This is a genomic window from Streptomyces sp. Wb2n-11 (assembly GCF_001049855.1).
In the GTDB taxonomy this organism is placed as follows: domain Bacteria; phylum Actinomycetota; class Actinomycetes; order Streptomycetales; family Streptomycetaceae; genus Streptomyces; species Streptomyces altiplanensis.
Genome location: NZ_CVPB01000001.1, coordinates 6,866,040 through 6,890,037, shown reverse-complemented (window position 1 = coordinate 6,890,037; position 23,998 = coordinate 6,866,040). Strand labels below are relative to the sequence as shown.

At 71.1% G+C, this 23,998-nt stretch carries 17 protein-coding genes and 1 pseudogene; 9 read left to right on the top strand and 9 right to left on the bottom strand.

What is annotated here, in order from left to right; translation table 11 throughout:
* Positions 1 to 72: 72 nt before the first annotated feature.
* Positions 73 to 2,630: pseudogene (locus tag BN1555_RS31365) on the top strand (GH32 C-terminal domain-containing protein).
* 230 nt (positions 2,631 to 2,860) lie between these two features.
* On the opposite strand, the gene BN1555_RS31360 reads toward BN1555_RS31365, so the two are convergent.
* Positions 2,861 to 3,793 carry an NADP-dependent oxidoreductase gene (locus tag BN1555_RS31360; RefSeq protein WP_093803778.1) on the bottom strand — a complete coding sequence of 311 codons (933 nt, stop codon included), beginning with the start codon at positions 3,791 to 3,793 and terminating at the stop codon, positions 2,861 to 2,863.
* Positions 3,794 to 3,903: 110 nt separating this feature from the next.
* On the opposite strand from BN1555_RS31360, the gene BN1555_RS31355 reads away from it, so the two are divergent.
* Positions 3,904 to 4,860 (top strand): GlxA family transcriptional regulator, encoded by a 957-nt coding sequence (locus tag BN1555_RS31355; protein ID WP_093802531.1) that lies wholly within the window; start codon positions 3,904 to 3,906, stop codon positions 4,858 to 4,860.
* Here the strand turns inward: BN1555_RS31355 and BN1555_RS31350 are convergent.
* The 3 genes from BN1555_RS31350 to BN1555_RS31340 form a co-directional block, all read right to left on the bottom strand.
* Complete coding sequence (locus BN1555_RS31350; protein WP_141662921.1) at positions 4,833 to 5,597, bottom strand: hypothetical protein; 765 nt, start codon at positions 5,595 to 5,597, stop codon at positions 4,833 to 4,835. The genes BN1555_RS31355 and BN1555_RS31350 overlap by 28 nt on opposite strands.
* A 93-nt stretch (positions 5,598 to 5,690) precedes the next feature.
* Positions 5,691 to 6,167 (bottom strand): hypothetical protein, encoded by a 477-nt coding sequence (locus BN1555_RS31345; protein WP_093802529.1) that lies wholly within the window; start codon positions 6,165 to 6,167, stop codon positions 5,691 to 5,693.
* Positions 6,164 to 6,421 (bottom strand): hypothetical protein, encoded by a 258-nt coding sequence (locus BN1555_RS31340; protein WP_141662920.1) that lies wholly within the window; start codon positions 6,419 to 6,421, stop codon positions 6,164 to 6,166. The genes BN1555_RS31345 and BN1555_RS31340 overlap by 4 nt, the downstream gene beginning before the upstream one ends.
* 502 nt (positions 6,422 to 6,923) lie before the next feature.
* Here BN1555_RS31340 and BN1555_RS31335 point away from each other — a divergent pair.
* Together BN1555_RS31335 and BN1555_RS31330 are read left to right on the top strand one after the other, a co-directional pair.
* On the top strand, positions 6,924 to 7,334 hold the full coding sequence (locus tag BN1555_RS31335; protein WP_093802527.1) for a VOC family protein: 411 nt from the start codon (positions 6,924 to 6,926) through the stop codon (positions 7,332 to 7,334).
* A gap of 271 nt (positions 7,335 to 7,605) precedes the next feature.
* Positions 7,606 to 10,005 (top strand): ATP-binding cassette domain-containing protein, encoded by a 2,400-nt coding sequence (locus BN1555_RS31330; protein WP_093802526.1) that lies wholly within the window; start codon positions 7,606 to 7,608, stop codon positions 10,003 to 10,005.
* Positions 10,006 to 10,172: 167 nt separating this feature from the next.
* On the opposite strand, the gene BN1555_RS31325 is transcribed toward BN1555_RS31330, so the two are convergent.
* The 4 genes from BN1555_RS31325 to BN1555_RS31310 form a co-directional block, all read right to left on the bottom strand.
* Positions 10,173 to 11,738, bottom strand: coding sequence for a pectate lyase family protein (locus tag BN1555_RS31325; protein WP_093802525.1), 1,566 nt, complete (start codon positions 11,736 to 11,738; stop codon positions 10,173 to 10,175).
* A 1,099-nt stretch (positions 11,739 to 12,837) separates the two neighbouring features.
* Positions 12,838 to 14,250 (bottom strand): DEAD/DEAH box helicase, encoded by a 1,413-nt coding sequence (locus BN1555_RS31320; protein WP_093802524.1) that lies wholly within the window; start codon positions 14,248 to 14,250, stop codon positions 12,838 to 12,840.
* 377 nt (positions 14,251 to 14,627) lie between these two features.
* A complete protein-coding gene (locus BN1555_RS31315; protein ID WP_093802522.1) occupies positions 14,628 to 15,116 on the bottom strand; it encodes a hypothetical protein in 489 nt (162 codons plus the stop codon).
* Between the two features lie 69 nt (positions 15,117 to 15,185).
* Entirely contained in the window at positions 15,186 to 15,392 is a 207-nt protein-coding gene (locus BN1555_RS31310) for a hypothetical protein (protein ID WP_093802521.1), read from the bottom strand.
* 153 nt (positions 15,393 to 15,545) lie between these two features.
* Here BN1555_RS31310 and BN1555_RS31305 point away from each other — a divergent pair, with 153 nt between their 5' ends.
* The 3 genes from BN1555_RS31305 to BN1555_RS31295 all read left to right on the top strand — a co-directional run bounded on the left by BN1555_RS31305 (position 15,546) and on the right by BN1555_RS31295 (position 18,726).
* Positions 15,546 to 16,157 (top strand): CGNR zinc finger domain-containing protein, encoded by a 612-nt coding sequence (locus BN1555_RS31305; protein ID WP_255306280.1) that lies wholly within the window; start codon positions 15,546 to 15,548, stop codon positions 16,155 to 16,157.
* A 246-nt stretch (positions 16,158 to 16,403) separates the two neighbouring features.
* Positions 16,404 to 17,237 (top strand): alpha/beta fold hydrolase, encoded by an 834-nt coding sequence (locus BN1555_RS31300; RefSeq protein WP_093802519.1) that lies wholly within the window; start codon positions 16,404 to 16,406, stop codon positions 17,235 to 17,237.
* A 262-nt stretch (positions 17,238 to 17,499) separates the two neighbouring features.
* A complete protein-coding gene (locus BN1555_RS31295; protein WP_093802518.1) occupies positions 17,500 to 18,726 on the top strand; it encodes an IS701 family transposase in 1,227 nt (408 codons plus the stop codon).
* Here BN1555_RS31295 and BN1555_RS31290 read toward each other — a convergent pair.
* Positions 18,666 to 20,621, bottom strand: coding sequence for a helix-turn-helix domain-containing protein (locus BN1555_RS31290; RefSeq protein ID WP_255306279.1), 1,956 nt, complete (start codon positions 20,619 to 20,621; stop codon positions 18,666 to 18,668). The genes BN1555_RS31295 and BN1555_RS31290 overlap by 61 nt on opposite strands.
* 284 nt (positions 20,622 to 20,905) lie before the next feature.
* On the opposite strand from BN1555_RS31290, the gene BN1555_RS31285 reads away from it, so the two are divergent.
* Both BN1555_RS31285 and pabB read left to right on the top strand, forming a co-directional pair.
* Positions 20,906 to 21,733, top strand: coding sequence for a methyltransferase domain-containing protein (locus BN1555_RS31285; protein WP_093802517.1), 828 nt, complete (start codon positions 20,906 to 20,908; stop codon positions 21,731 to 21,733).
* Between the two features lie 48 nt (positions 21,734 to 21,781).
* Positions 21,782 to 23,986, top strand: coding sequence for an aminodeoxychorismate synthase component I (gene pabB / locus BN1555_RS31280; RefSeq protein WP_093802516.1), 2,205 nt, complete (start codon positions 21,782 to 21,784; stop codon positions 23,984 to 23,986).
* The last annotated feature ends 12 nt before the right edge of the window (positions 23,987 to 23,998 follow it).

Here is a 23,998-nt window from a genome sequence, read left to right as displayed (position 1 = left end):
GCGGATGTCATCGCTGACATGTGTCAACGATGACATCCGCTGTCCCGGGCCGCCCACAGTGCAGGAGAGATCATGAGTCCAGGCCCCGTGTACCGCCGTGCCCGGCTGCGCCTCGTCGCCGCGGCAGCCGCGGCATGCGTACTCGCCGCAACCACCGTAACCGCCCGGGCCGCGGCGACCGGCACCCGGCCCCACACCGAGACCTACCGGCCCCAGTTCCACTTCTCCCCGGAGAAGAACTGGATGAACGACCCCAACGGGCTGGTGTACTTCAAGGGCGAATACCACCTCTTCTACCAGTACAACCCCAGTGGCAACACCTGGGGCAACATGTCCTGGGGCCATGCGGTCAGCAGGGACCTCGTGCACTGGGAGGAGCTTCCGCTCGCCATCCCGCACGACGACGAGGAGATGGTCTTCTCCGGCAGCGCGGTCGTCGACCACGAGAACACGAGCGGCTTCGGGACGGAGGACGGCCCCGCGATGGTGGCCGTCTACACCAGCGCCTACAAGAAGGACGGCAGGCAGGCCCAGTCGCTGGCGTACAGCACGGACCGCGGCCGCACCTGGAGCAAGTACGAGGGCAATCCGGTCCTCGACATCGGCTCGAAGGAATTCCGCGACCCGAAGGTGCAGTGGTACGCGCCGACGAAGAGCTGGCTGATGACGGTGTCCCTGTCCACCGAGCACAAGGTCCGCTTCTACTCCTCCAAGGACCTCAAGAGCTGGACACATCTGAGCGACTTCGGCCCGGCGGGGGCCGTCGGGGCGTATGGGAGTGTCCCGACCTCTTCCCGCTGCCCGTCGACGGGGACACCGGGCGCACCAAGTGGGTGCTGGTGGTGAACATCAACCCCGGTGGCATCGAGGGCGGTTCGGCGGCCCAGTACTTCGTCGGCGACTTCGACGGCACCCGCTTCACACCCGACGACGACGGCTCGTACACTCCCCCGCCCGGCCTGGTCGTACAGGACTTCGAGGCGAGCGACTACGGCGGCTGGACCACGACCGGCACGGCCTTCGGCGGCGGACCGGCCTCCGCGCCCGCGCCCGGCTCGTCGGGCACCAGCGGCGTCGAGGGCAAGGGGTTCGTCGACAGCTTCCACGGTGACGACACCGAGACCGGCACGCTCACCTCGCGGCCCTTCACCGTGAACAGCGCACATCTCAACTTCAAGGTCGCCGGCGGCCGTCACCCGCACGTCCCCGGGTCGGTCCTGGGTGCCGCACCGGCACCGGAGGGCACGGTCCTCGCCGACTTCGAACAGAACGGCTACGGATCCTGGACCGCCACGGGCACCGCCTTCGGCGACGGCCCCGCGACAGGCACGCTCCCCGGGCAGCAGGAGGTGTCCGGGCACACCGGCGACCGGCTGGTGAACAGCTTCCTCGGCGGCGACCCGGCCACGGGCACGCTCACCTCGCCCGAGTTCACCATCACGGCGAAGCACATCAACCTCCTCGTCGGAGGCGGCAGACACCCCTCGGGAGCCGAAGCGCCCACCGCCGTCCGGCTCGTCGTCGGCGGCAAGACCGTGCGCAGCGCCACCGGTGCCGACACGGAGGCACTCAACTGGGCCTCCTGGGATGTCGGCGACCTCGCCGGCCGGACCGCACACATCGAGGTCGTCGACGAGAACACCGGCGGCTGGGGCCACATCCTGCTCGACCAGGTCATGCTCTCCGACACCCCGGCACAGCCCCGTTCGACCGAGACCGCGGTCAACCTCCTCATCGACGGCAAGGTCGTCCAGAGCGTGTCGGGTGCGGACAGCGGGAGCCTGGACTGGGCCTCCTTCGACCTCCGCGCCCACCAGGGCAAACAGGCCACCGTCCAGATCGTCGACATGAACAGGGGCGGCTGGGGCCACATCATGGCCGACCACTTCGTCGCCGCCGCCGAGCCCGCGACCTCCAGCATCCAGCGGGCCCACTGGGTCGACCACGGCAAGGACTACTACGCGGCCGTCTCCTGGGAGGACGCGCCCGACGGCAAACGCCGCATGATCGGCTGGATGAACAACTGGCAGTACGGCAACGACATCCCCACGTCCCCTTGGCGCGGAGCGCAGAGCATCCCGAGAGAAATGGCGCTGCGCACCGTGGACGGCCGGATCCGCCTGACGCAGCAGCCGGTGGTCTCCGTGCAGTCGCTGCGCACGGGGCGGGCCGTCGGTATCCGCGACGTCACGGTCAGGGACGGCTCCGTGCCCCTGGCCGGCGGACGGGCCGACGGAAAGGCGCTCGACCTTCGGGCCACCTTCTCCCTCGGCGATGCCGACCGGTTCGGACTCAAGGTCCGCACCGGCGAGGGGCAGGAGACCGTCATCGGATACGACTCGAAGACCCAGGAGCTGTACGTCGACCGCACGAGGTCGGGCGCGGTGGACTTCAGCGACCACTTCCCCGGTGTCCAGCGCGCACCGCTGGCGGCCAAGGACGGCAAGGTCGAGCTCCGGATCCTGGTCGACTGGTCCTCCGTGGAGGTGTTCGGCGGTGACGGCCAGGCCGTGATCACCGACCAGATCTTCCCCGACCCGGACAGCGAGGGGATCCAGCTCTTCGCGGAAGGCGGCTCTGTCGACGTGGACGAGCTCAAGGTCTGGCAGCTGCGTTCCTACCGCGACTGACCCGCTCACCGACGGAACGGGCGGGGGAGGCCCCCGCCCGTTCCTGTCACGCCTCACGCCGTGTCGGCTCCGGGCACGGCAGGCGCGGCAGACGCGGCCCGGCAGCCGCATCGGGGCCGTCTCCCCGCGCCGCACACGGCTGCCGGGTGAGTGGTTCGAAGGTCCGTGCCGGGCACCGGGCAGGAGGACGAAGCCGGCCACCCGGGGTTCCCGGTGGCCAGGGGCAGTGGTCAGTCGACCACGGACAGGACGATCTTGCCAGTGGTGCGCCGGGTGTCGCTGAGTTCGTGGGCCTTGGCCGCGTGTTCCAGGGGGAACGTCGTGTCGATCCCGGCCCTCAGCAACCCCTGTCCGGCCAGTGCGGCGATCTCCCGCATGCCCGCCTGGTCGGCTTCCACGGCCATGAAGGCGGCGCGCAGGCCGAGCGGGCGGGCCTCCTCCGCCAGGTATGCCTCGGCGGGGGAGGCAAGGGCGACGAGTATGCCGCCCGGGCGGAGGGTGCGCAACGAGCGCGGCCCGTACGCGCCGCCGATCGCGTCGATCACGACGTCGACCGGTTCGACGGCCGTCTCGAAATCGGCCTCGGCGTAGTCGACCGGTTCGTCCACCCCGAGGCCGCGCAGGAAGTCGTGCTTGGCCGAGCGGGCGGTGCCGATGACGTACGCGCCCCGGGCCTTGGCGATCTGTACGGCGAGGTGGCCGACGCCACCCGCCGCCGCGTGGATCAGCACCCGGTGCCCGGGGCGCACTTCGGCGACGTCCACCAGGGCCTGCCAGGCGGTGAGTGCGGCCAGCGGCAGCGCGGCGGCCTGCACATGGGTGAGGCCGGCGGGCTTGCGGACCAGGTGCCGGGCCGGGGAGGTGACGTACTCCGCGTACGTGCCCGCCGGGAGCGGGTGGCGCGGCATGCCGAACACCTCGTCGCCGGGGGCGAGCGTGGCCACCCCGAGGCCGACTGCCTCGACCACGCCCGAGACGTCCCAGCCGAGCCGGATCACGGCACCGGCCAGCCCGCCGGTGGCCCGATGCCAGGAGTCGGTCGGGTTGACCCCCGCCGCGTGCACCCGTACCAGCACCTCGGCCGGCCCGGGTTCCGGACGCTCCGCCTCGACGATCTTCAGCACCTCGGGGCCGCCGAATTCGTCCTGTCCGATCGCACGCATCGTCATCTCCCTGTTCACCGGGGCCGGTTCCGGCCCGCTTCGATCAAGGTTTCCGCGTTCCGGCGACAGGAACGAGTGGCAAGACTGCCATTACATGAAAGAATCTTGCCATGCATCGTGTTGTGGTCCTGGCCCTCGAAGGCGTCTATCCCTTCGAACTGAGCATTCCGGTAAGGATCTTCGGCACTGCCGCCGGGCCCGGCGGCGAGCCGTTGTACGAGGTCTCCACGTGCAGTGTGGACGGCGGGCCCGTCACCACGAGCGCCGACTTCACCATCACCGTGGCCCACGGGAGCGAGGCGCTCGAGGGAGCCGACACCCTGGTCGTCCCGCCCTTCACCTGCGGCCCCGGCGAGGACCGGGAGTGGCTTTCCGACGAGTTGGCCCAGGCACTCGCGCTGCTGCCGGCCGGAGCGCGCATCGTCTCGATCTGCACCGCCTCGTACGTCCTGGCCGCCGCCGGCCTGCTCGACGGCCGTCCCGCCACCACCCACTGGAACGAGGCCGACCGCTTCCAGCGGGCCTTCCCGCAGATCCAGGTCGACGCGAACGTGCTGTTCGTCGACGACGGCCGGGTCCTCACGGCGGCGGGTGTGGCCGCCGGGGTCGACCTCTGCCTGCATCTGGTACGCCGCGACCACGGCAGCGAGGTCGCCAACCGGGTGGCCCGGCTCTGTGTCGTGCCCCCGTGGCGGGAGGGCGGCCAGGCCCAGTACATCGAGCGGCCGGTACCGCGCCCCTCGACGGCCGGCACGGCGCCGACCCGCGACTGGGCCCTGGGGCAGCTCCACCGGCCGCTCGCTCTGGCCGAGCTGGCGGAACACGCCCGCATGAGCGTGCGGACCTTCTGCCGGCGCTTCCGCGACGAGGTGGGCATGCCACCCGGTCAGTGGCTCGCCCAGCAACGGGTGGAGCACGCCCGACGGCTCCTGGAGACCACCGACCTGCCGGTGGACCAGGTCGCCGCCCACGCCGGCTTCGGCACCGCGGTCTCGCTCCGTCAGCACCTGTCGGCCACGATCGGAGTCTCCCCGACGGCTTACCGCCAGGCATTCCGCGCCGGATGAGTCCCGGCCCGGCGGCCCTGTCGCCCGCGTACGGAGCGACGGCGGAGGCCACCGCCGACGAGGGCGGTGGCCCCACGGTCCGGGTGCGCTCCGCCCCCGCAGGGGGGTTCCCACCAGACGCCGAGGACGAGGCGTCCGCCGACCCTGTCGAGGTTGTGGGCGCCGCCGGTGTACCAGATGCCGTCGTAGTTCACGCCGTTGAGGAAGGTGTGGAGACCCCACGTGCCGTCGTTGTACTGGTAGGCCATGACGATGTCGTCCTCGCCGTCTCCGTTCGTGTCGCCCGAAGCCACCCGGTTGCCGACGTTGGAGAGGTGGAAGCCGGCGGAGTCGTAGTCGGTGGCGCGGTCGAAGCCGCTGCCGGTGGAGGTCCAGCGGTAGATGCGCATGGTGCCGTCGCCCTGGTCGTACGCCGTGGCCGACTCGGCCTTGCCCGGGGCGGGGGTGGTGGTGGCCTTGCCGTAGCGCAGGCCCTTGTAGCCGTTGGCCTTGCAGCTGGCCTTGTTCTTGACCGTGTGGTGACCCGCGTCGCCGGTGCTGCACTCCTCGTACGCCCACCTCTCGGTCTTGCCGGAGTCGGTCCACTTGTGGAAGAGCGCCACATGCCCGGAGCCGAGGATGGCGTCGCCCGGCTGGAGGCTGTCCAGGGAGATGTCGGCGGTGTCCCCGAAGGCGTCGAGGTTGCCGGTGTTGCGGTCCCAGTCACCGCTCTTGGGGAGGCGCCAGGCCATCGACACGAAGCCGGAGCATTCCGGACGGTACTTCTCGCCGGTGACCGACGCCTTGGCGTCGGCCTGGTCCTGGCTGTAGATGACGCCGTAGGTGTCGATTCACCACTTGGCCCGGTCGAGTATCTCGGTCCGGGGGATCGAACCGCCGACCGTGGACGACGGCGCGGCGTACGCGGTGGAAGGGGCCGCGACCTCTGAGATCACGGTGGTGCCGACCGCCGGGCTGCCCAGGGCCGGAAGAGAGGTGAGGGCGGCGGTGACGCGTCCGAGCGGAGTGCGCACGGAGCTGTCCTTCTCGCTGAGGGATCCCACCGAGGGGCCCCGCCGGGGGCCCGGTGAGGGGTCGTCTCTCACCGAGAAGGCTCCGCGCCGCCGCTTCGACTCCGCTTCAACACCCCTGCAGGCGGCGACGGGGTCCGGGCCGGGGTCCGCCGTGTGGCGGTACGGCGACTGCGCGTCCTCGGGGACCGACCCCATCCACAGCGGGGCGCCCTCGACGGTGCAGAGCGTGAGGTCGGCGGCGGCGCCGGTGGCGTGCGGGCCCTCCGGCGGGTTCGGGCGGTGCCCGCGGATCACGAGCAGGCGCAGCCGGAGGAGAGCAGCGTCCGCGCCGTGACCAGGCGGTCGACGACGCCGAGCCGCAGTCTGGCCGGTGCTTCGCCCGGGCGGGCCGGCCGCTGGTCCAGCCGCAGCACGCCGACCTCACGCAGATCGGTCAACGGCTCCCCGCCCTCCCGGACCTCGACCGCCGCGACCCGTGGATCGGACAGCGGTACGGTATCCAGCCTTCTGCCCTCCGCATCGCACCACCGCATAGCAGGTCGGAACATGCCGCCCTCCGCTTCAGAATTCCTTCGAGAGCGCGTCGAGGGCTGCGGGCTCTGCTGCGTGGCCATGGCCACGAGCGACGGCCGGCATCCGCTCGCGCTGATGCTGGTGCTGGTGCCCCACGGCTGTGGTGGCATTCCGGTCCCGTGACGGGCGAAACCTGTTTCCGGGCCGCGGCGAAGTCGTCGGCACCCGCGGGCTGCCCCGCAGGCGGGCAGGAGAGAAGTCGCTCGCGTGGATCATGCGCACCCGTCGCCCCGTCACGAGCCCGGCAGGCGCCCCGGCCCACAGGCACTCAGGCTGTCTGCGTGCCGGCGGTGGCGGCCGGAGCGCGGCGGAAAGGGACCGCGGCCGGATGCGGCCGCGGGCCAACGGCCCCGGGGGTGCGGCCCGGGGGTGTCGCGCGTACGGATCAGCGGGCTTCGGGCGGTGGCGGGACAGGTGCCCCGAACCGGTCAGGAATCGAGAAGCACCGGTCACCGAGCCGCGCCTAGCCTGATCCTCATGGGCCTCACCCTTCACACCAGCTTCCTGCCGCACACCGACCCGGACGCCTCCCTGGCCTTCTACCGCGACACCCTCGGCTTCGAAGTCCGCAACGACGTCGGAAGCGGCACGATGCGCTGGATCACGGTCGGCCCCGCCGGACAGCCCGGCACCTCCGTCCTCCTGGCACCCCCGGCCACCGACCCCGGCATCACCGACACCGAACGCCGCACCATCGCCGAGATGATGGCCAAGGGCACCTACGGCTGGATCCTGCTGGCCACCAAGGACCTCGACACCACCTTCGAGAAGATCCAGGCCGGCGACGCCGAGGTCGTCCAGGAACCCACCGAGCAGCCGTACGGCATCCGCGACTGCGCCTTCCGCGACCCCGCGGGCAACCTGATCCGCATCCAGGAACTGCGCTGAACCACCCGGCAATTCCAGCCACGCCCCACACCCACGGCGCCGCGAAAAAGCCCGCGCACGACCCCGGGCACGCCGCACGGCCGGGGCCCGGGGGCGCCGCGCCGCGCCGGCCGGCACCGTCGAGCGGGCGGTCAGCGGACCGTGGCCGCGACCGCGACCGCGCCGACGGAGCGGGACCGGACGTACTGTTCGAAGCCGGTCGGATCGAGCCAGGCGGCGCGGACGCAGACCGCGAGAGCGGTTCCGCCCGACAGATGGAGACACGATAAGCATGGCCGAGAAGACGGACACGCAGTCGCCTGCGCCGCACGCTGCCGACAGCCACGATCTGATCCGCGTGCACGGCGCGCGCGAGAACAATCTCAAGGACATCAGCATCGAGATCCCCAAGCGCAGGCTGACGGTGTTCACCGGAGTCTCCGGCTCGGGCAAGAGCTCGCTGGTGTTCAACACGATCGCCGCGGAATCGCAGCGGCTGATCAACGAGACCTACAGCACCTTCGTACAGGGCTTCATGCCGACGCTGGCGCGTCCCGAGGTCGACGTACTCGACGGGCTGACGACCGCGATCATCGTCGACCAGCAGCGGATGGGGGCCGACCCCCGCTCCACCGTCGGCACCGCCACCGACGCCAACGCGATGCTGCGCATCCTCTTCAGCCGGCTCGGGCAGCCGCACATCGGCCCGCCCGGCGCGTACGCCTTCAACGTGCCCTCGGTCCGGGCGAGCGGTGCCATCACCGTCGAGCGCGGCGCCAAGAAGGCGGTGAAAGCCACCTTTACCCGCACCGGCGGCATGTGTACGCGCTGCGAAGGCCGGGGCACGGTCTCCGACATCGACCTCACCCAGCTCTACGACGACTCCAAGTCGATCGCCGAGGGCGCGTTCACCATCCCCGGCTGGAAGTCGGACAGCTTCTGGACCGTGCGGACCTACGCCGAGTCGGGCTTCCTCGACCCGGACAAGCCGATCCGCGAGTTCACCGAGAGGGAGATGCAGGACTTCCTCCATCGGCAGCCCACCAAGGTGAAGGTCGAGGGCGTGAACCTCACCTACGAGGGGCTGATCCCCAAGATCCAGAAGTCGTTCCTGTCCAAGGACAAGGAGGCGATGCAGCCGCACATCCGGGCGTTCGTGGAACGGGCGGTCACCTTCACCACCTGTCCCGAGTGCGACGGCACCCGGCTCAGCGAGGGGGCGCGGTCGTCGAAGATCAAGCGGATCAGCATCGCCGACGCCTGCGCGATGCAGATCAGCGATCTGGCCGAATGGGTCCGCGGCCTGAAGGAGCCGTCGGTGGCGCCGCTGCTCGCCGCACTGCAGCAGACCCTCGACTCGTTCGTGGAGATCGGCCTCGGCTACCTCGCGCTCGACCGGCCGTCGGGCACGCTGTCGGGCGGTGAGGCACAGCGGGTCAAGATGATCCGTCATCTCGGCTCGTCACTCACCGACGTCACCTACGTCTTCGACGAGCCCACCTCGGGCCTGCACCCGCACGACATCCAGCGGATGAACAACCTGCTGCTGCGGCTGCGGGACAAGGGCAACACGGTGCTCGTCGTGGAGCACAAGCCGGAGATGATCGCGATCGCCGACCATGTCGTGGACCTCGGCCCCGGCGCCGGTACGGCGGGCGGCACCGTCTGCTTCGAGGGCACCGTCGAGGGGCTCCGGGCCGGCGGCACCGTCACCGGCCGCCACCTCGACGACCGGGCCGCCCTCAAGAAGACGGTACGGACGCCCACCGGCGCACTGGAGATCCGCGGCGCGACGACGCACAATCTGCGCGGCGTCGACGTGGACATCCCGCTCGGTGTGCTCGTCGTCGTCACCGGCGTCGCCGGCTCCGGCAAGAGCTCGCTCGTGCACGGGTCGCTGTGTCGGCAGACGGGGGCCGCCGGTGCGGGTGTGGTGTCGGTCGACCAGAGCGCCATCCGGGGCTCGCGGCGGAGCAACCCGGCGACGTACACCGGGCTGCTCGACCCGATCCGCAAGGCGTTCGCCAGGGCCAACGGCGTGAAGCCGGCGCTCTTCAGCGCCAACTCGGAGGGGGCTTGCCCCACTTGCAACGGCGCCGGCGTCATCTACACCGACCTGGCGATGATGGCCGGCGTCGCCTCTCCCTGCGAGGAGTGCGAGGGGAAGCGGTTCCAGGCATCGGTGCTGGACCACCACTTCGGCGGCCGCGACATCAGCGAGGTGCTGGCGATGTCGGTGAGCGAGGCCGAGGAGTTCTTCGGCTCCGACCAGGCGCGCACGCCGGCCGCGCACGCCGTCCTCGGCCGGCTCGCCGACGTCGGACTCGGCTACCTCAGCCTGGGCCAGCCGCTCACCACGCTGTCCGGCGGCGAGCGGCAGCGGCTCAAGCTGGCCACGCACATGGCCGAGAAGGGCGGCGTCTACGTCCTCGACGAGCCGACCACCGGCCTGCACCTCGCCGACGTCGAGCAGTTGCTCGGCCTGCTCGACCGGCTCGTCGACTCCGGCAAGTCGGTCATCGTCGTCGAGCACCACCAGGCGGTGATGGCGCACGCCGACTGGATCATCGACCTCGGTCCCGGCGCCGGCCACGACGGCGGCGAGATCGTCTTCGAGGGCACACCCGCCGACCTCGTCGCCGCCCGCTCCACCCTCACCGGCGAGCACCTCGCGGCCTACGTCGGCGCCTGACCGGGGCCCTCGCGGGCGCCCTGAGGCGGTCAGGTCCGGCACGCCCTCCGCCTTTGCCTCCCTGCCCCGCCGATGACGCCGGTGCGACATCGGCGGGGCGGCGGGGACGACCCCCTCGGTGTCGTCCCCCCGCCCCTGTTCCGGGTTCGATGCCGGGTACGTCGCCGCTACCCGGCGTAGGTCTCGTACTCGGCGACCTTCGGCGTGCCGGTCGACCCGGTGATCTCGAAGGTGATCTTGTGCAGTGAGGTCCGGGGGAAGGTGATGACGCCCGCCCCGCTGCCGGAGGTCAGGACGGCGCCGGTGTCGGCGTTGACGACCCTCCAGGTCCCGATGCTGCCCGCGGAGCCTGACGCCTCCCGGATATTGATCTTTGAAACCGTGGTGGAGGAGCCCCACTTGATCGAGAGCGAACCGGTCGGGCCGGCCGGTGACCAGTAGGTGCTCATGCTGCCGTCCCGCACGTTGCCGTAGCTCGTCCCGTCGGCCTTGCTGGAGCCGTCGGAGCCGGCTCCGATACTGAGGTTGGTCCCGCCGGGCTGGGTCGGCCCGGGCGTGGGGGTGGGTCCCGGTGTGGGGGTGGCCGGCGGTGACGTGGGGCTGGTCGGCGTCGGTGCCGGTGTCTGCGGCGAGCAGTTGCCGTTCGACACCTGCAACCCCTTGTTGGCGCCCGCCGTCCGGCTCACGACGTCCGGCACGCAGCCGGCCCCGTCGAGGCTGTAGGGGTAAGGGATGCCGACCGTGGTGTTGGACTGCGGATCGGGGCCGGCGGGGTTGTTCTCGCTACCGGGGCTGGACCAGGTCACGTTGTCGAAGACGTTCCCGCCGACCTGCCAGTAACCGGCCGCGTCGGTGTAGAAGGTGCCCAGGACGTCCTTGGAGTCCTTGAAGTAGTTGTTGTCCACCTTGGCGCGGGCCCCGGCTCGGGAGTTGATGCCGGACTCGTTGAGTCTCACGTAGTAGTTGTTGTAGATGTGAGCCGTACCGCCACGCAGCAGGGGCGCGCGGGAGTCGATGTTCTCGTACAGGTTGTGGTGGTACGTGATGAAGCTGTTCGAGAGGTCGCTCTCACTGGACCCGACGAGGCCGCCGCGGCCGGAGTTGCGCAGGATGCTGTAGGACAGGGTCACGTACTGGGTGTTGTCCTTCATGTCGAAGAGACCGTCGTAGCCCTCCGACTCCCCGCCCGACGCCTCCAGGGTGACGTGGTCGGCCCAGACGTTGCGGACGTTGCTCTCCATGCCGATGGCGTCACCGCCGTTGGACGTGGGCGAGCCCGACTTCTTGACGTTCCGGACGGTCACGTTCTGGATGATGATGTTGCTGGCGTCGCGGATGTGGATGCCCAGCTGGTCGAAGACGGCTCCGCTGCCGACCCCGACGATCGTGACGTTGCTGATCTGTTTGAGTTCGATCACGCCGTCGGCGGTGTTGCAACTGGCACCCGACACCTTGCTGGTGTTGCCGTGGTTGACGGTCCCCTCGACCTCGATGGTGATCGGGGTGCTGCTGCTGGCCCGGCCGCACAGGGCCGCGTGGATCGCGGTCCCCGTGGTGGCCCGCACCGTCTGCCCGCCCGCACCTCCGGTGGTCCCCCCGTTCTGGGTCGCGTAGCCGGTGGCGGCACCGGTCGCCGCCGACGCCTCGGGTACCGACAGAACCACACCGGTCGCGGCCACAAGGGCCGTCGTGGCCAGCGCCGCATAGAGTCGCAGTGCGACTGGTCGTCTCATCCTCGCCTCGCCTTTCGTCTTCGAATCCTGGGCAGTGCTGTTGCGTGTCATGTACATGACATCAGTCGCCGAGGCCGCCGCCCCGCCGCCTGGCAGGTCGTCGGCCGGCCCGGACCTTCGAGGCGGCCGGCGCCGGCCGCGAAGTCACCGCGACCGCCGGAGCCGGCGGTACGGCCGGCCGCCCGCTACAAGAAGCCGTCGCCGTCGAAACCGCGACGGACGGCGCGGTACCTCTTCGTCACGGCGTACGCCCTCCGCTCCATGGCGCGTCGGCACCCTGGGTGAAGCCCCCACCCCGGATCGGTAGCGGCCCATACGCAAAGCCGCGGCAGCCGCCACGATGACCGCCCCCACCGGAACGGTCCCAGCGAGGAGGGAAAGCGCTTTCCGTCCGCGAGCATAGGGTGGCATCTGTTGGGCTGGCAAGGTTCCTGCCGGTTGTGGAACGCACTCCACCACGGCTCGGGCGACCGTCACCGTTCGCGATCATTGCTGGAGCCGGGGGCCGGGGCGCCGCGCGCGGCGAGGCCCGGCACCCAGGAGCTGGTCGAGGCATTCGCCCGGTACCTGGACCGGAGCGGGCAGCCGCACGACCGATCGGACGCCCGTCACCTGGCACTCGGCCTCACCCGGCCCTACGCGACCTCGGCTTCCACGACGTCCGTTCCCTCGCTCTCGCGAAGGTCCGCCATACGGGCCCACGCCCCGCGCTTGCGTCTCGCGGCGGCCCGGAAACAGTCCCCGGAGCCGCGCCGCCACCCCCGACGACTCCGCACTCGTCTCGGACAGCCTCCCCGTGGACCGGTCAGGAACGCTTGCCCCCGGTGCACCTCACGAGCTCCGGCACCCAGAAAGAGCTGTTGCTTCTCCGCAGGCGCCTGCCCGCATCCGCGCGGAATCGTCCGCGGCACCCACCGCGATCCGGCCCGGGAGCGGGACGGCGCCGGGAGTGGTACCGGCCGGAACCGGACGAGCCGGCACGCGGCGCCCACCCGGGCCGCCCCCGACTGCGCTACGCCGTCAGGGCGCCGCGTTCCCGCCCCGCCCCGCCGCCTCCCGCGACGACTCGCGGCGGCGATGCGGCAGGCCGGTCCGGGGTTCAGCGGCCCTTGCGCACCCGGGCGGCCGCGCGGGCTTCCGCCGTCCTGCGGGCCTCGGCGGCTTTGCGGGACTCCTTCGCGGGGCGGCCCGGACGGGTGCCGAGGCCGCGGAAGGGGGCGTTGCCGGTCTTCCCTTCGACCGGTGGGCGCTTCGCCCCGGTGATGGCGGTCAGCTTCTCCTCGCCGGAACGCACCTGGGTGACCGTCGGCCGAATGCGGGCGTCGGCCATCATCCGGTTCACATCGCGCCGCTGGCTGGGGGTGACCAGGGTGACCACGTTCCCCGACTCCCCGGCACGTGCCGTGCGCCCGCCACGGTGCAGGTAGTCCTTGGCGTCGGCCGGCGGGTCGACGTTGACGACAAGGTCGAGCGCGTCGATGTGGATGCCCCGCGCCGCGACATTGGTGGCCACCAGCACGGTGATCTCACCGTCCTTGAACCTGGCGAGCGTGTGGGTGCGCTGCGGCTGCGACTTCCCGCTGTGCAGGGCGGCGGCCCGTACACCACTGGCCTGCAGGTGACGGGTGAACTGGTCGACGCCGGCCTTGGTGTCCAGGAACATCAGCACCCGGCCGTCCCGCGCGGCGATTTCGGTCGCGGTCGCGTACTTGTCGGCGGCGTGGATGTTCAGGACGTGGTGCTCCATCGTGGTGACCGAGCCCGCCACCCGGTCGAGCGAGGCGAGCACCGGATCGTGCAGGTGGTTCCGTACCAACTGGTCGACGTTGCGGTCGAGCGTGGCCGAGAACAGCAGCCGCTGCCCGTCGGGGCGGACCTGGTCCAGGATTTCCGAAACCTGCGGCAGGAACCCCAGGTCGCACATCTGGTCCGCCTCGTCCAGCACCGTGATCCGCACCTGGTTCAGGTGACAGTCCCGGCGCGACACCAGGTCGGCCAGCCGCCCCGGCGTCGCGACGACCACGTCGGCGCCGGTCCGCAGCAGCGCCACCTGCCGGTTGATCGACAGTCCGCCGACCACCGTCGCCAGGCGCACGTTCAGCGCCTGCGCGTACGGCGTCAGCGCGTCGCTCACCTGCTGCGCGAGTTCCCGGGTCGGCACCAGGACCAGGGCGAGCGGCCGCTTCGGCTCCGCTCGCAGGCCGGCCGTCCGGACCAGCAGCGCAAGCCCGAAGGCGAGCGTCTTGCCGGAGCCGGTCCGCGCGCGGCCGAGGACGTCACGGCCGGCCAGCGCGTTGGGCAGGGTGGCCGCCTGGATCGGGAAAGGCTCCTTCACCCCGAGGCCGGTCATCGTCTTCGTCAGCTCCGGCGGCAGCCCGAGTGCGTCGAAGGACTCGACCGGCGGCAGGCCCGGGACCACCGTCTGCGGCGTCGAGAGTTCGCCCTGCGGCGCTGTCGCACGCCGGGGCTTGCCGGCACGCGGGAGTCCGGGAGCCGGCGGCTGCGCGTTCATGGGAAACCTTCCTCGGTCTGGCGTCCGGAACGCGCCGGGGCCCGTACCCCTCGGTACGGGCCCCGGCGGTGTCGAAGCGTGCCCCCAGGTTACCAGCGGGCGCCCGGACGCCCGCCGGCCCGGCAGCTCGTCCTCTTCGTGCGGCGTCCCCCGCGGCGGGCGCTGTTCACCTGCCCGGGCGACGGTGGCGGACGAGGACCGCGGCCGCATGCCGACGGGGGCGGGGAAATGGCCGGGTGTGCGTTCGCGGCGGTGCGGATGCCGGCAGCCGGCCACGGCGCTCGTCAGCACTGTTCGACAGGGTTCGCCAGGTCATGGGGAGCGCTCCCCTCGGCATTCCTGCCCTCCCGCGGGTGCGCGCCCCGGAGGCGGCCGAATCAGGGGCCGCGGTCCCCGCTGCTCTCGGCGTCGCCGGCCCAGAAGGCGTCCATGGGCTGCGGTGTCGCGGCGGCGATGAGCTGCCGGGCCGTGCTGTGCGCCTTGTCCGCGGGCTCGGCGACGTTGCCCAGGGAGTGGTTGGCGACCGCTCCTTCGTATACCAGCAGCAGCTGGTCCACGAGGAGGCCGGGGTCGGGCGCACCGGTCGTCTCGGCGAGTTCGAGCATTCGGCCGCGCAGCGCTCGCTTGTGCCGGGTGATCACCGTGCGGCCGGGATCCGGTGACTTGGCGAGCTCGAAATGGGCGTTGGTGAACGCACTGCTGCGCAAGCCGTCCGAAGGCGAACGCGCCCATGCACGGAGCGCGTCGAAGACGGCCAGCAGCCGCGCTCGCGGGTCGTGGCCCGCCGCCTCGATGCACTCGTCAAGCGTGAGCCGCCAGCGCAACTGACGCCCGTCGAGATAGGCGAGGAAGGCTCCGGTGTCCATGGGGGTTCTCCTTCGGATGTCTGGAAGGCGGTCGCGGCCGGCCGGAGCCGACGATCCGCCGTGGCGTCGTCAGGCCCCCTGCCGCGACACGTCGTGTGCCGCGAGCTTCACGGGCCGCGCGGTGTGTTCGCGGCGCGACGTCTTCGGTGCGTGGGAGCGGGCGGGCCGGTGGCCGGGCGCCGGAGGCTCCAGGCCGTGCCTGATCGCGTGCCCGGCGTTGATGCCGTATGCCACGTCCTTGACGATCAGCAGTACGTAACGGAGGAGAGCGTGCATGAGCGGCGATTCCTTCCCGGGCGCCGGGGCCAGCGGTGGGCCGCGCTTCCGTCACTCGGTGCGGTCGCGGCCCACGCTCGCACCGCCCCCAGGAGGGGCTAAGGGGTATAGTTGCCGTTCTCCAATTACCGTAGCATGAGGTAAGGGTTGAAGATGCTCTTTTCTGATTACGCATGGGGGGCGGGTGTAGCCACCGACCTCGTCAACACCTCGGCCGCGGTACGCGTCAGCACGGGCGAGGCCCTCCCCGACCCGGCCGCCCTGGCGCAGTTCCTCGACGAACACGGCCTCCACCTCGACGCCAGGTTCCGGGACGGCCGGCCGACCGACGACGACCTCGCCCAGGTGCACGTCCTCCGCCGGGAGACCCGCGCCCTGCTGGAGGCCACCTCCGAGGACGAGGCCGCCGACGGGGCCAACGGGCTCGTCGGGCGGGCGGCCACCGGACCGGCCCTGCTCCGGGACGCCGAAGGCCGCTGGCAGTGGCACATCACCACCGCGCCCCACGCCTCCGTCGCCGACGAACTCGCCGTCCTCGTGGGCGTCGGACTGCTCGGGGTCCTGCACACCCTCAGCCATGACCGCTTCCGGCACTGCGCCTCACCGGTGTGCGACGGCATGTTCGTCGACACCAGCAAGGCCGGCCGCCGCCGTTACTGCATGCCCGGCCTGTGCGGCAACCGCCTCAACGTCGCCAACCACCGCGCCCGTCAGCAGCAGAGCGACGAGGGGCCGGCCGCCGGACGCCGGACACACAACCGCTGAAACACCGGACGGCCGCCTCCCCGCCGGGGCGCCCGGCGACTCCCGTCCGGGGATCCACGCCTGCGTGCACCTGCGGGTACCCGATGAGAGGCTTGCCCGCAGAGATCAACCGGGTGAGCGAGGACCGCCGAGCGGTCAAGTCCCTGTACGGCCATGTCGCCGTTCCGCTTCACGGGCGGCGGACACTCGGGCGGTCCCGCAGAAGGTACTCGCCGGGGCGACCCGCGCACCGAAGGGATGAGGACATTGACCGACTGGCAGTTGAACGAGAGCTTCCGCAGCACGTCCGGCACGGTCCGGTGGGACCGGCAGGGGCCGGAGAACGGGAAGCCCGTCGTACTGCTGCACGGCACGCCCTTCTCCTCGTTCGTCTGGCGGGAAATCGCGCAGGCGCTCGCGCAGCAGTACCAGGTGTTCGTCTGGGACATGCCGGGCTACGGCTCCTCCGAGAAGCGCCGGGGGCAGGACGTCTCCCTGGCCGCACAGGGTGAGGTGTTCACCCAACTGCTGGAGCACTGGCAGCTGTCGGACCCCGCCGTGATCGCGCACGACTTCGGCGGCGCCGTCGCCCTGAGGGCCCACCTGCTGCACAAGGCCGCCTACCGCGGGCTGGCCCTCGTCGATCCCGTCGCCCTGGCTCCGTGGGGCTCGCCGTTCTTCCGCCTGGTGGGGCGGAACACCGAAACGTTCGAACAGCTTCCGCTCTCGCTGCACCGTGCACTGGTACGTGAATACGTCAGCTCGGCAAGTTTTCAGGGGCTGCGTTCCGATGTGTCCGAACAACTGATCGCCCCCTGGTCGGACGAGGACGGCCAAGCCGCCTTCTACCGGCAGATCGCGCAGGCCGATCAGCGGTACACGGACGATATCCAGGAGCTGTACCCGCAGATCAGCCTTCCGGTCATGGTGTGCTGGGGCGCGGAGGACACCTGGATTCCCGTGGCCAAAAGCCATGAACTGGCTTCCGTCATTCCCGGAGCGCGGCTCACCGTGATCCCGGACGCCGGACATCTCGTGCCCCTGGACGCCCCCGCCGCGCTGCTCTCCGCCCTGCTGACCTTCCTCCACGCGCTCCCGTAACGCACGTCCCAAGCCGCGCGATCCGCGGCGCGCGATCCGTGACACCCGGGCGCGGGTGACACCACGGCCCGCCGCGGGGTGGTGACGGGACCACCACCCCGCGGCCGTCCCGTCCCCGTTCCCGACCGGCTTCCGGCCCCTGACGGTGCTCCGGCCACCTCACGGCCCCGACGGGGTGTGCCCGGCACACCTCGCCGGAAGCGGCCGCCGGGGGAAGCCTGGTGGGCGGGCGAAGAACATCCGTGCACCAGGAGGCGCCGCAATGGCCGACGACACATCCCTCAAGAGGCTCACCCGTCATCCGCGCGTCGCGCCCCGTCCGGTCGTGGGGTCCGAGGACGTCGTCACCGATCTCTGTGCCGCCCTGTTCGCGGGGTTCCGCCGGTACGACCAGCGCGTCCGGGCGCGCCAGTACATGGACGGCCTGCTCTCCGCCGAAGGCCGCAAGTCGATCGCGAACATCGCGGCGACGGTCGGCACGCCCGGAGACGAGCAGCGGCTGCACCACTTCGTCAGCAGCTCCCGCTGGGCCGTGAGTCCGGTGCGCAAGGCGCTGGCCGCCTTCCTGGAGGAAGACGAGTCCCCCCGGGCCTGGGTGGCCATGCCGGTGTTGATCCCCAAGGCCGGTGAGCACACGGTGGGTGTGTCCCGGCACTTCTCGCCCGACGGCGGCCAACTGGTCAGCGGGCAGCGGGCGTACAGCATGTGGTACGCCTCGGAGCGGCTGGTCGCACCGGTCAGTTGGCGCCTCCGCCTGCCCGGCACCCGGCTTCGGGACAACCGGCCGCGGGCCGGGGCGGAGGCCCCCGACGAGCTCAGCGCCACCACCCCCCAGGACTGCCTCACGGGTCTGCTCGGCGACGTCCGCCGGTGGGGGAACTCCGAGCGCCTGGTCATGATGGACGCCCGAGGAGCCGACGAACAGCGGCACCTCGCCGGACTGTTCGAACGGGACTCCCCCGTCGCCGTGCGCATCAGCGGGCAGACCCTGCTCACCGGCGCCCCCGAGGGCCGGAGGGCCGGCCACAGCGAACGCGTGGTTCCGGCGCGCGCCGTTCTCGACCCCGCGCGCCGGCTGCGCTGCGTACTGCCCCGCAAGGAGCGTCACGGACCGGCGGGGGAACGTCCGCTGGCCACGGCGACGGCGGGTGTGCGTCTCCCCTCCTCCCGGGAAGTGGAGCCGTCCGCCCCTGGACGGACCGGCCGTCTCACCCTCCTGGGAGTGTGGCACGAACGCCGGTGCCCACCGGACGAGTTGTGGCTCACCAGCCTTGACGCGGCGTCAACACCCTCCCTGCTGCGTACGACACGGCTGATCCATGAGGTCGGCGACGGCTGGCGGACCCGGGGCGAGACCATAGGCCTGCGGGACTACGAGGGCCGCTCCCACCAGGGCTGGCACCGCCACATGACCCTGGCGTCCTGTGCCTACGCCATGTCGGCGTTGCGGTCGGCCCGGCCGGCGAGCGGATCCGGCCTGTCCGCCTGAGCCCGCGTCCTCTCACGCTTCTGCCGCAGCACGTCATGCGTACGGTGCAGTCGGAGTGCCACCTGGACTTCGAGCGCCCGCTCCGGCTTCAGCCAGTCGGCACCGAGCAGTTCGGCGATGCGCTCCAGCCGGCGGGAGACGGTGTTGGGGTGGACGTGCAGGGCCTCCGCCGCGTACGTCGGGCTGCCTCCGGCGGCGAAGTACTCGTCGAGTGTCCTGGTGAGCTCCGTCGTCCGCTGCGCGTCGTAGTCCAGGATCGGCCCGATCGTGGTGCTGATGAAACTCGCGGCATCGTGGTTGTCGGACAGGAGGACGCCGAGGAAGCCCAGGTCCTCGGGGGAAGCGTGCGCGCCGACGTTGTCGAGCGAGACCAGCGCGTCGAGGCATCGCAGTGCCTCTCGATGGGTCTGCTGGATCAGATCGGGGCTGGAGACCGGACCGGCCGCGCCGACCGTCACGGGGTGCCCGAGCAGAGGGCTGAGCTCGGTGGACACCGCCCCGGCGGAGACGCTGGAGTTGTCAGCCGGCAGCAGCAGCGCTATGCAGCCGTTCTGGATGCTTCTGAGTCCGTTCATCCGGCGGGCGTACGAGGCCGCCCAGCTGGCCGCTCTGCCCTGCGCGCCTCCTTCCGGGCGGATGACCACGACCACATGCGGCCGTTCGAGGTCGATGTTCAGGCGGCGAGCGCGCTGGACGAACTGTTTGGCGGGACGGTGCGGAGCCACCAGCAGGTCCTCGAACAGTTCGTCGCGAAACGGGCTTGCCGCGGCCGCTTCGCCACGCTGCACCTGGAGCAGTACCGCGATGGACTGGGCGGCCAGCCGCAGCAGCGGCTCGTCGGCGTCGTCCAGCGGTTCGCGCGGGTGCAGCAGCGCGACAGCGAGATCCTCGTGCCCCACCGTGACGGGCACGATCCAGGTGCCCGTCGCGAGGACGGTCGGCCTGTGTCCTGCCGAGGCGGTTCGCCAGGCGGCCAGCACCTCGGCGTCGTCGACCGCGGGTATCGCGCCGGCGCCCGAGAGCGGGCGATGCTCCATGTCCCGTACCAGCACCGCGCCCGGGAGCTCCTCCGCCACCTCGGCGACAAGGGCGTCCAGGCTGCCGCCGGCGAGCGCGTGGTCCACGAGCCTGGTGTGGAGCTCCGTCAGCCTGCGGAATTCCGCCAGCCGGGACTCGTCCCGTGAGGCGCCGGACTTCAGGAGGGCGACATCGGCGTTGCTGCGCTCCAGCGTTCGCGCCTTCTCGATGGCCACCGCCGCCATGTCCCCCAGCGAACTCATCAGGGAGACTTCGCCGATGGTGAAGTGCCTCACGTTCCGGTCCGCGGCGTACAGCACCCCGAAGGCGTCCTCGCCGAACTTCAGCGGGGCGGCGATGATCGCTCGCAGCCCCTCCGCACGGACCACCTCGTCCAGCGCCCCGGTGTGCCGCATCCGCTCGTCCGACAGGTAGTCCGGAGTCCACATCGGCACGGACTCCTTGATCGCCTCGGCGCCGAGACCGAAGGAGAACGGGACGCGGTATCCCACGGTGAGCGCCGACGCGTGGCCGTCCGCCGTGCGCACGAAGCTGTCCCCGGCCCCGGTGTCGCGGAAGCTTATGTAGGACATGTCCAGACCGAGCAGCGTCCGGGTGCGCCGGGTGATGGTCTGCAGCAGGACGTCCAGGTCGTACGGAAGGGTCAGGTCGCGAGCGGTGTCCACCAGCGCGGACAGTTCCGCCTCACGCTGCTGGCGGCGGGAGTACAGGGCACGGATCTCGAAGGCCATGCGCTCCGCCCGCTCCAGCTGCGGCACGACGTCGGCTCCCACACCGCCCCCACGGGCACGTCGGAGGAGGGCTTCGATCTCTGTCGGCGGAGCCTCCACGGCAAGCAGTTCGAGAATATTGAGCATTTCACTCATACCTGACCGTTCGGCCGAGTTCATCGATTCCATGCCTTCTCCGTCGGGACGAACACGAGCTCCGCTCCTACCCGTTGGCCATCCACTGTGCCCAGGTGCCACCTCCCCCAAGCCGCGGAGATGTTGCCGAATGTGTCGTACATCACAAGCCGCGGGTGGTGTCCGAGCCACCATCCGCGTGGGCCGGTCTGTCACCGGGTCACCTTCCGGGGCGGCCAGGAGCCGTGAAGAGTGGCGGCCAGGAAACCACCACTCGGCCGTTTTCCGGAGGATTCATGTCCGACGTGCGAAGCCACCTCAAGTCACTGGAACGCAGCAAGCGGTCACTGACCGACCCGGGCCGGCCCCGCACGTTCTCCATGGCGGGCCGCGAATGGGATCTGCTGGACGAGGTGTTCGCACCGGTCCACTCCCCGTCGACCGGAATCGCGCTCGACTTCCTCGGGTTCACCGGAACGGACTCCCGGACCCGTTCGCCGTCCCTGCTGGAGATCGGCTGCGGAGCCGGGGTGATCGCCGTCCAGGCGGCGCTTGCCGGCTGGACGGCCGTGGCGGCGGACATCAACGAGAACGCCGTGGAGAACACCCGGCTGAACGCCGAGCGCCACGCTGTCGCCGACCGCGTCACAGCGCTGCACAGCGATCTGTTCGACGCGCTCGACGACGGTGCCCGGTTCGACCGGATCTTCTGGAGCTCCAACTACGTTCTCGCTCCCGCCGACTACACGTACCGGTCGGTGCATGAACGCGCGTACGTGGATGCCGGATACCGCACGCACCGCAGGTATCTGGAGCAAGCAGTGCACCACCTGACCGACACGGGGTCGGTGCTGCTGCACTTCTGTGAACGCGGAGACAGGGACGGCCTGGAGAAAATCGCCGGGGAGTGCGGCCGCGAACTGCGCGTCCTGCGGCGCCGCACCGTCCTCGAAGGGCAGGACCCGATCGAGCACACCCTGCTCGAAGTACTCCCGGGGCCCCTCACCGAGGCAGAACGGGGCAGCCGTACCGGCGCACGAGCCGCCGCCTCGGGCGCCCGGCGCGGGGCGCACCGCGAACGGGTGGGTGTACGGCCGGAGAAGGACCGGCCCGTGCACGCCTGACGATCACGCATCCACGCACCGCGGCCCCGAGGGAGGACGAACCCACCGATGCGTACGCTGCTGGTCGACAACCACGACTCGTTCACCTACAACCTCTTCGACTACCTGGCACAGCTTTCCGGGCACGAGCCGACCGTCGTCCCCAATGACGACGCCCACTGGCGGCCCGGCCGCCTCGCGGATTTCGACCGGGTGGTCATCTCGCCCGGGCCGGGAGATCCCGCACGCCCGGCCGACTTCGGGATCTGCCGGGACATCATCCGTTCCGCGAAGGTCCCCCTGCTCGGCGTGTGTCTCGGCCACCAGGGAATCGCCCTGGCGAGCGGAGGCCGTGTGACACTGGCGCCCGAACCCAGCCACGGCCGTGTCTCGCCCGTACTGCACACGGGAGCGGGCGTCTTCACCGGCCTCCCCTCCCCCTTCGAAGCCGTCCGGTACCACTCCCTGGCCGTCACCGGGCTTCCTGACGAACTGGAAGCGACGGCATGGACCCCCGACGGCGTCCTGATGGGAGTGCGTCACCGGTACCGGCCGCTGCACGGTGTGCAGTTCCACCCGGAGTCGATCGGCACCGGCCACGGAATGCGACTCCTCCGGAATTTCCTGGAACTGAGCGGTGTGGAGGAGTTCCGTGGAAAGAGGCGGGCGTGGACCTCGGGCTCCGGGGACGGTTCTGCGCGGCAGACCGCCGGCCGTCCCGGGAGGAGCCCGGTGTCCGGCCCGTCGCAAGGACCGGCGCCGCAGCGTCGGCTGAAGGTCTGCGTGGAGCGGTTGCGCACCCGCTGGAGCGACGAGATCGCCTTCGAGCACCTGTACGGAGCCGGCTCGTACGCCTTCTGGCTGGACAGCAGCAGGACCGACGGCGTCCTCGGCCGCTTCTCCGTCATGGGTGACGCCTCCGGTCCGCTCGCCCGCATCGCCACGGCGGACGTGTCGAGCGGCACGGTCCAGGTCAGGTCGCGCACCGGCACGGAGATCGTCGCCGCCGAATTCCTGGACTGGCTCGACGCGGACCTGCGCGGCATGGCCACTCAGGTACCGGAACTGCCCTTCGGCTTCGCGCTCGGCTGGGTCGGCTACCTGGGATACGAACTGAGGCCGGCGCCCGGTGGCGGCCCGGCGCACCGCTCGGAGGAGCCGGATGCGGCGATGCTCTTCGCCGACCGCGCCGTGGTCTTCGACCACCGGGAAGGCATCACGTACCTCCTCGCCCTGGCTCCGGAGGAGGGTGCCGGCCCGGCCGGACACGAAGCGGCGGCCGGGGACGCGGCAGCCGCCGGGGACGCGGCGCGGTCCTGGCTGACCCGGACGGCGAGCCGGCTCGATGCCCTGGCGGGACTGGAGCCGGACCTCGCTCCCGGCCCGCCCGCCGTCGGCGCGCGGGTGGAGCTGCGGCACAGCCGTCAGGAGTACCTGGACCTCATCGACTCCTGCCAGGACGAGATCAGGACCGGTGAGTCGTACGAGATCTGCCTCACCAACATGGCGGAGGCACGGGCGGATCTCGACCCGTGGCAGAGCTACCGGTATCTGCGCCATACCGCTCCGGCCCCGTTCGCGGCACTGCTGCGATTCGGCGAGCTGTCGGTGCTGAGCAGTTCGCCGGAGCGCTTCCTGCGGGTCGGCTCCGACGGCACCGCCGAATCCCGGCCGATCAAGGGGACCAGGCCACGCGGGGAGACACCCGCGCAGGACGCCGCTCTGGTGGAGGAACTCCGTACGGACGAGAAGGAGCGCGCGGAGAATCTGATGATCGTCGACCTGGTCCGCAACGATCTGGGCCGGTGCTCGGAGGTCGGGTCGGTCGCGGCCGACGACATCTTCCGCGTCGAGACGTACGCGGGCGTCCACCAGCTGGTCAGCACCGTCACCGCGACCCTGCGCCGCGACAGCGGCGCCGTCGGCTGCGTACGCGCCGCGTTCCCCGGCGGCTCCATGACCGGAGCGCCCAAGGAGCGGACCATGCGGATCATAGACCGGCTCGAAGGGGGGCCCCGGGGCATCTACTCGGGGGCGATCGGTTACTTCTCCCTCACCGGAGCCGCCGACCTCAGCATCGTCATCCGTACGGCCGTCATCACCCCCGGCCGCGTACGGTACGGAATCGGCGGGGCCATCACCGCGCTGTCGGACGCGGAGGCCGAGTTCGAGGAAACGGCCGTCAAGGCGAAGCCGCTGCTCGGACTGACCGGATGCGCCTTCCCGGGGCGGGGGCCGGTCACGGCGGTCTCCAGGAGCGCGTCCCGACGCTGAACGGACGGGAGG

Coding starts and splice junctions, on each gene's coding strand:
- BN1555_RS31305 (WP_255306280.1), top strand. CDS start 15,546: ATGCTCTTTTCTGATTACGCATGGGGGGCGGGTGTAGCCACCGACCTC.
- BN1555_RS31335 (WP_093802527.1), top strand. CDS start 6,924: ATGGGCCTCACCCTTCACACCAGCTTCCTGCCGCACACCGACCCGGAC.
- BN1555_RS31310 (WP_093802521.1), bottom strand. CDS start 15,392: ATGCACGCTCTCCTCCGTTACGTACTGCTGATCGTCAAGGACGTGGCA.
- BN1555_RS31295 (WP_093802518.1), top strand. CDS start 17,500: ATGGCCGACGACACATCCCTCAAGAGGCTCACCCGTCATCCGCGCGTC.
- BN1555_RS31360 (WP_093803778.1), bottom strand. CDS start 3,793: ATGCGTGCGATCGGACAGGACGAATTCGGCGGCCCCGAGGTGCTGAAG.
- BN1555_RS31340 (WP_141662920.1), bottom strand. CDS start 6,421: ATGTTCCGACCTGCTATGCGGTGGTGCGATGCGGAGGGCAGAAGGCTG.
- BN1555_RS31355 (WP_093802531.1), top strand. CDS start 3,904: ATGCATCGTGTTGTGGTCCTGGCCCTCGAAGGCGTCTATCCCTTCGAA.
- BN1555_RS31325 (WP_093802525.1), bottom strand. CDS start 11,738: ATGAGACGACCAGTCGCACTGCGACTCTATGCGGCGCTGGCCACGACG.
- BN1555_RS31315 (WP_093802522.1), bottom strand. CDS start 15,116: ATGGACACCGGAGCCTTCCTCGCCTATCTCGACGGGCGTCAGTTGCGC.
- BN1555_RS31330 (WP_093802526.1), top strand. CDS start 7,606: ATGGCCGAGAAGACGGACACGCAGTCGCCTGCGCCGCACGCTGCCGAC.
- BN1555_RS31320 (WP_093802524.1), bottom strand. CDS start 14,250: ATGAACGCGCAGCCGCCGGCTCCCGGACTCCCGCGTGCCGGCAAGCCC.
- pabB (WP_093802516.1), top strand. CDS start 21,782: ATGCGTACGCTGCTGGTCGACAACCACGACTCGTTCACCTACAACCTC.
- BN1555_RS31290 (WP_255306279.1), bottom strand. CDS start 20,621: ATGCTCAATATTCTCGAACTGCTTGCCGTGGAGGCTCCGCCGACAGAG.
- BN1555_RS31285 (WP_093802517.1), top strand. CDS start 20,906: ATGTCCGACGTGCGAAGCCACCTCAAGTCACTGGAACGCAGCAAGCGG.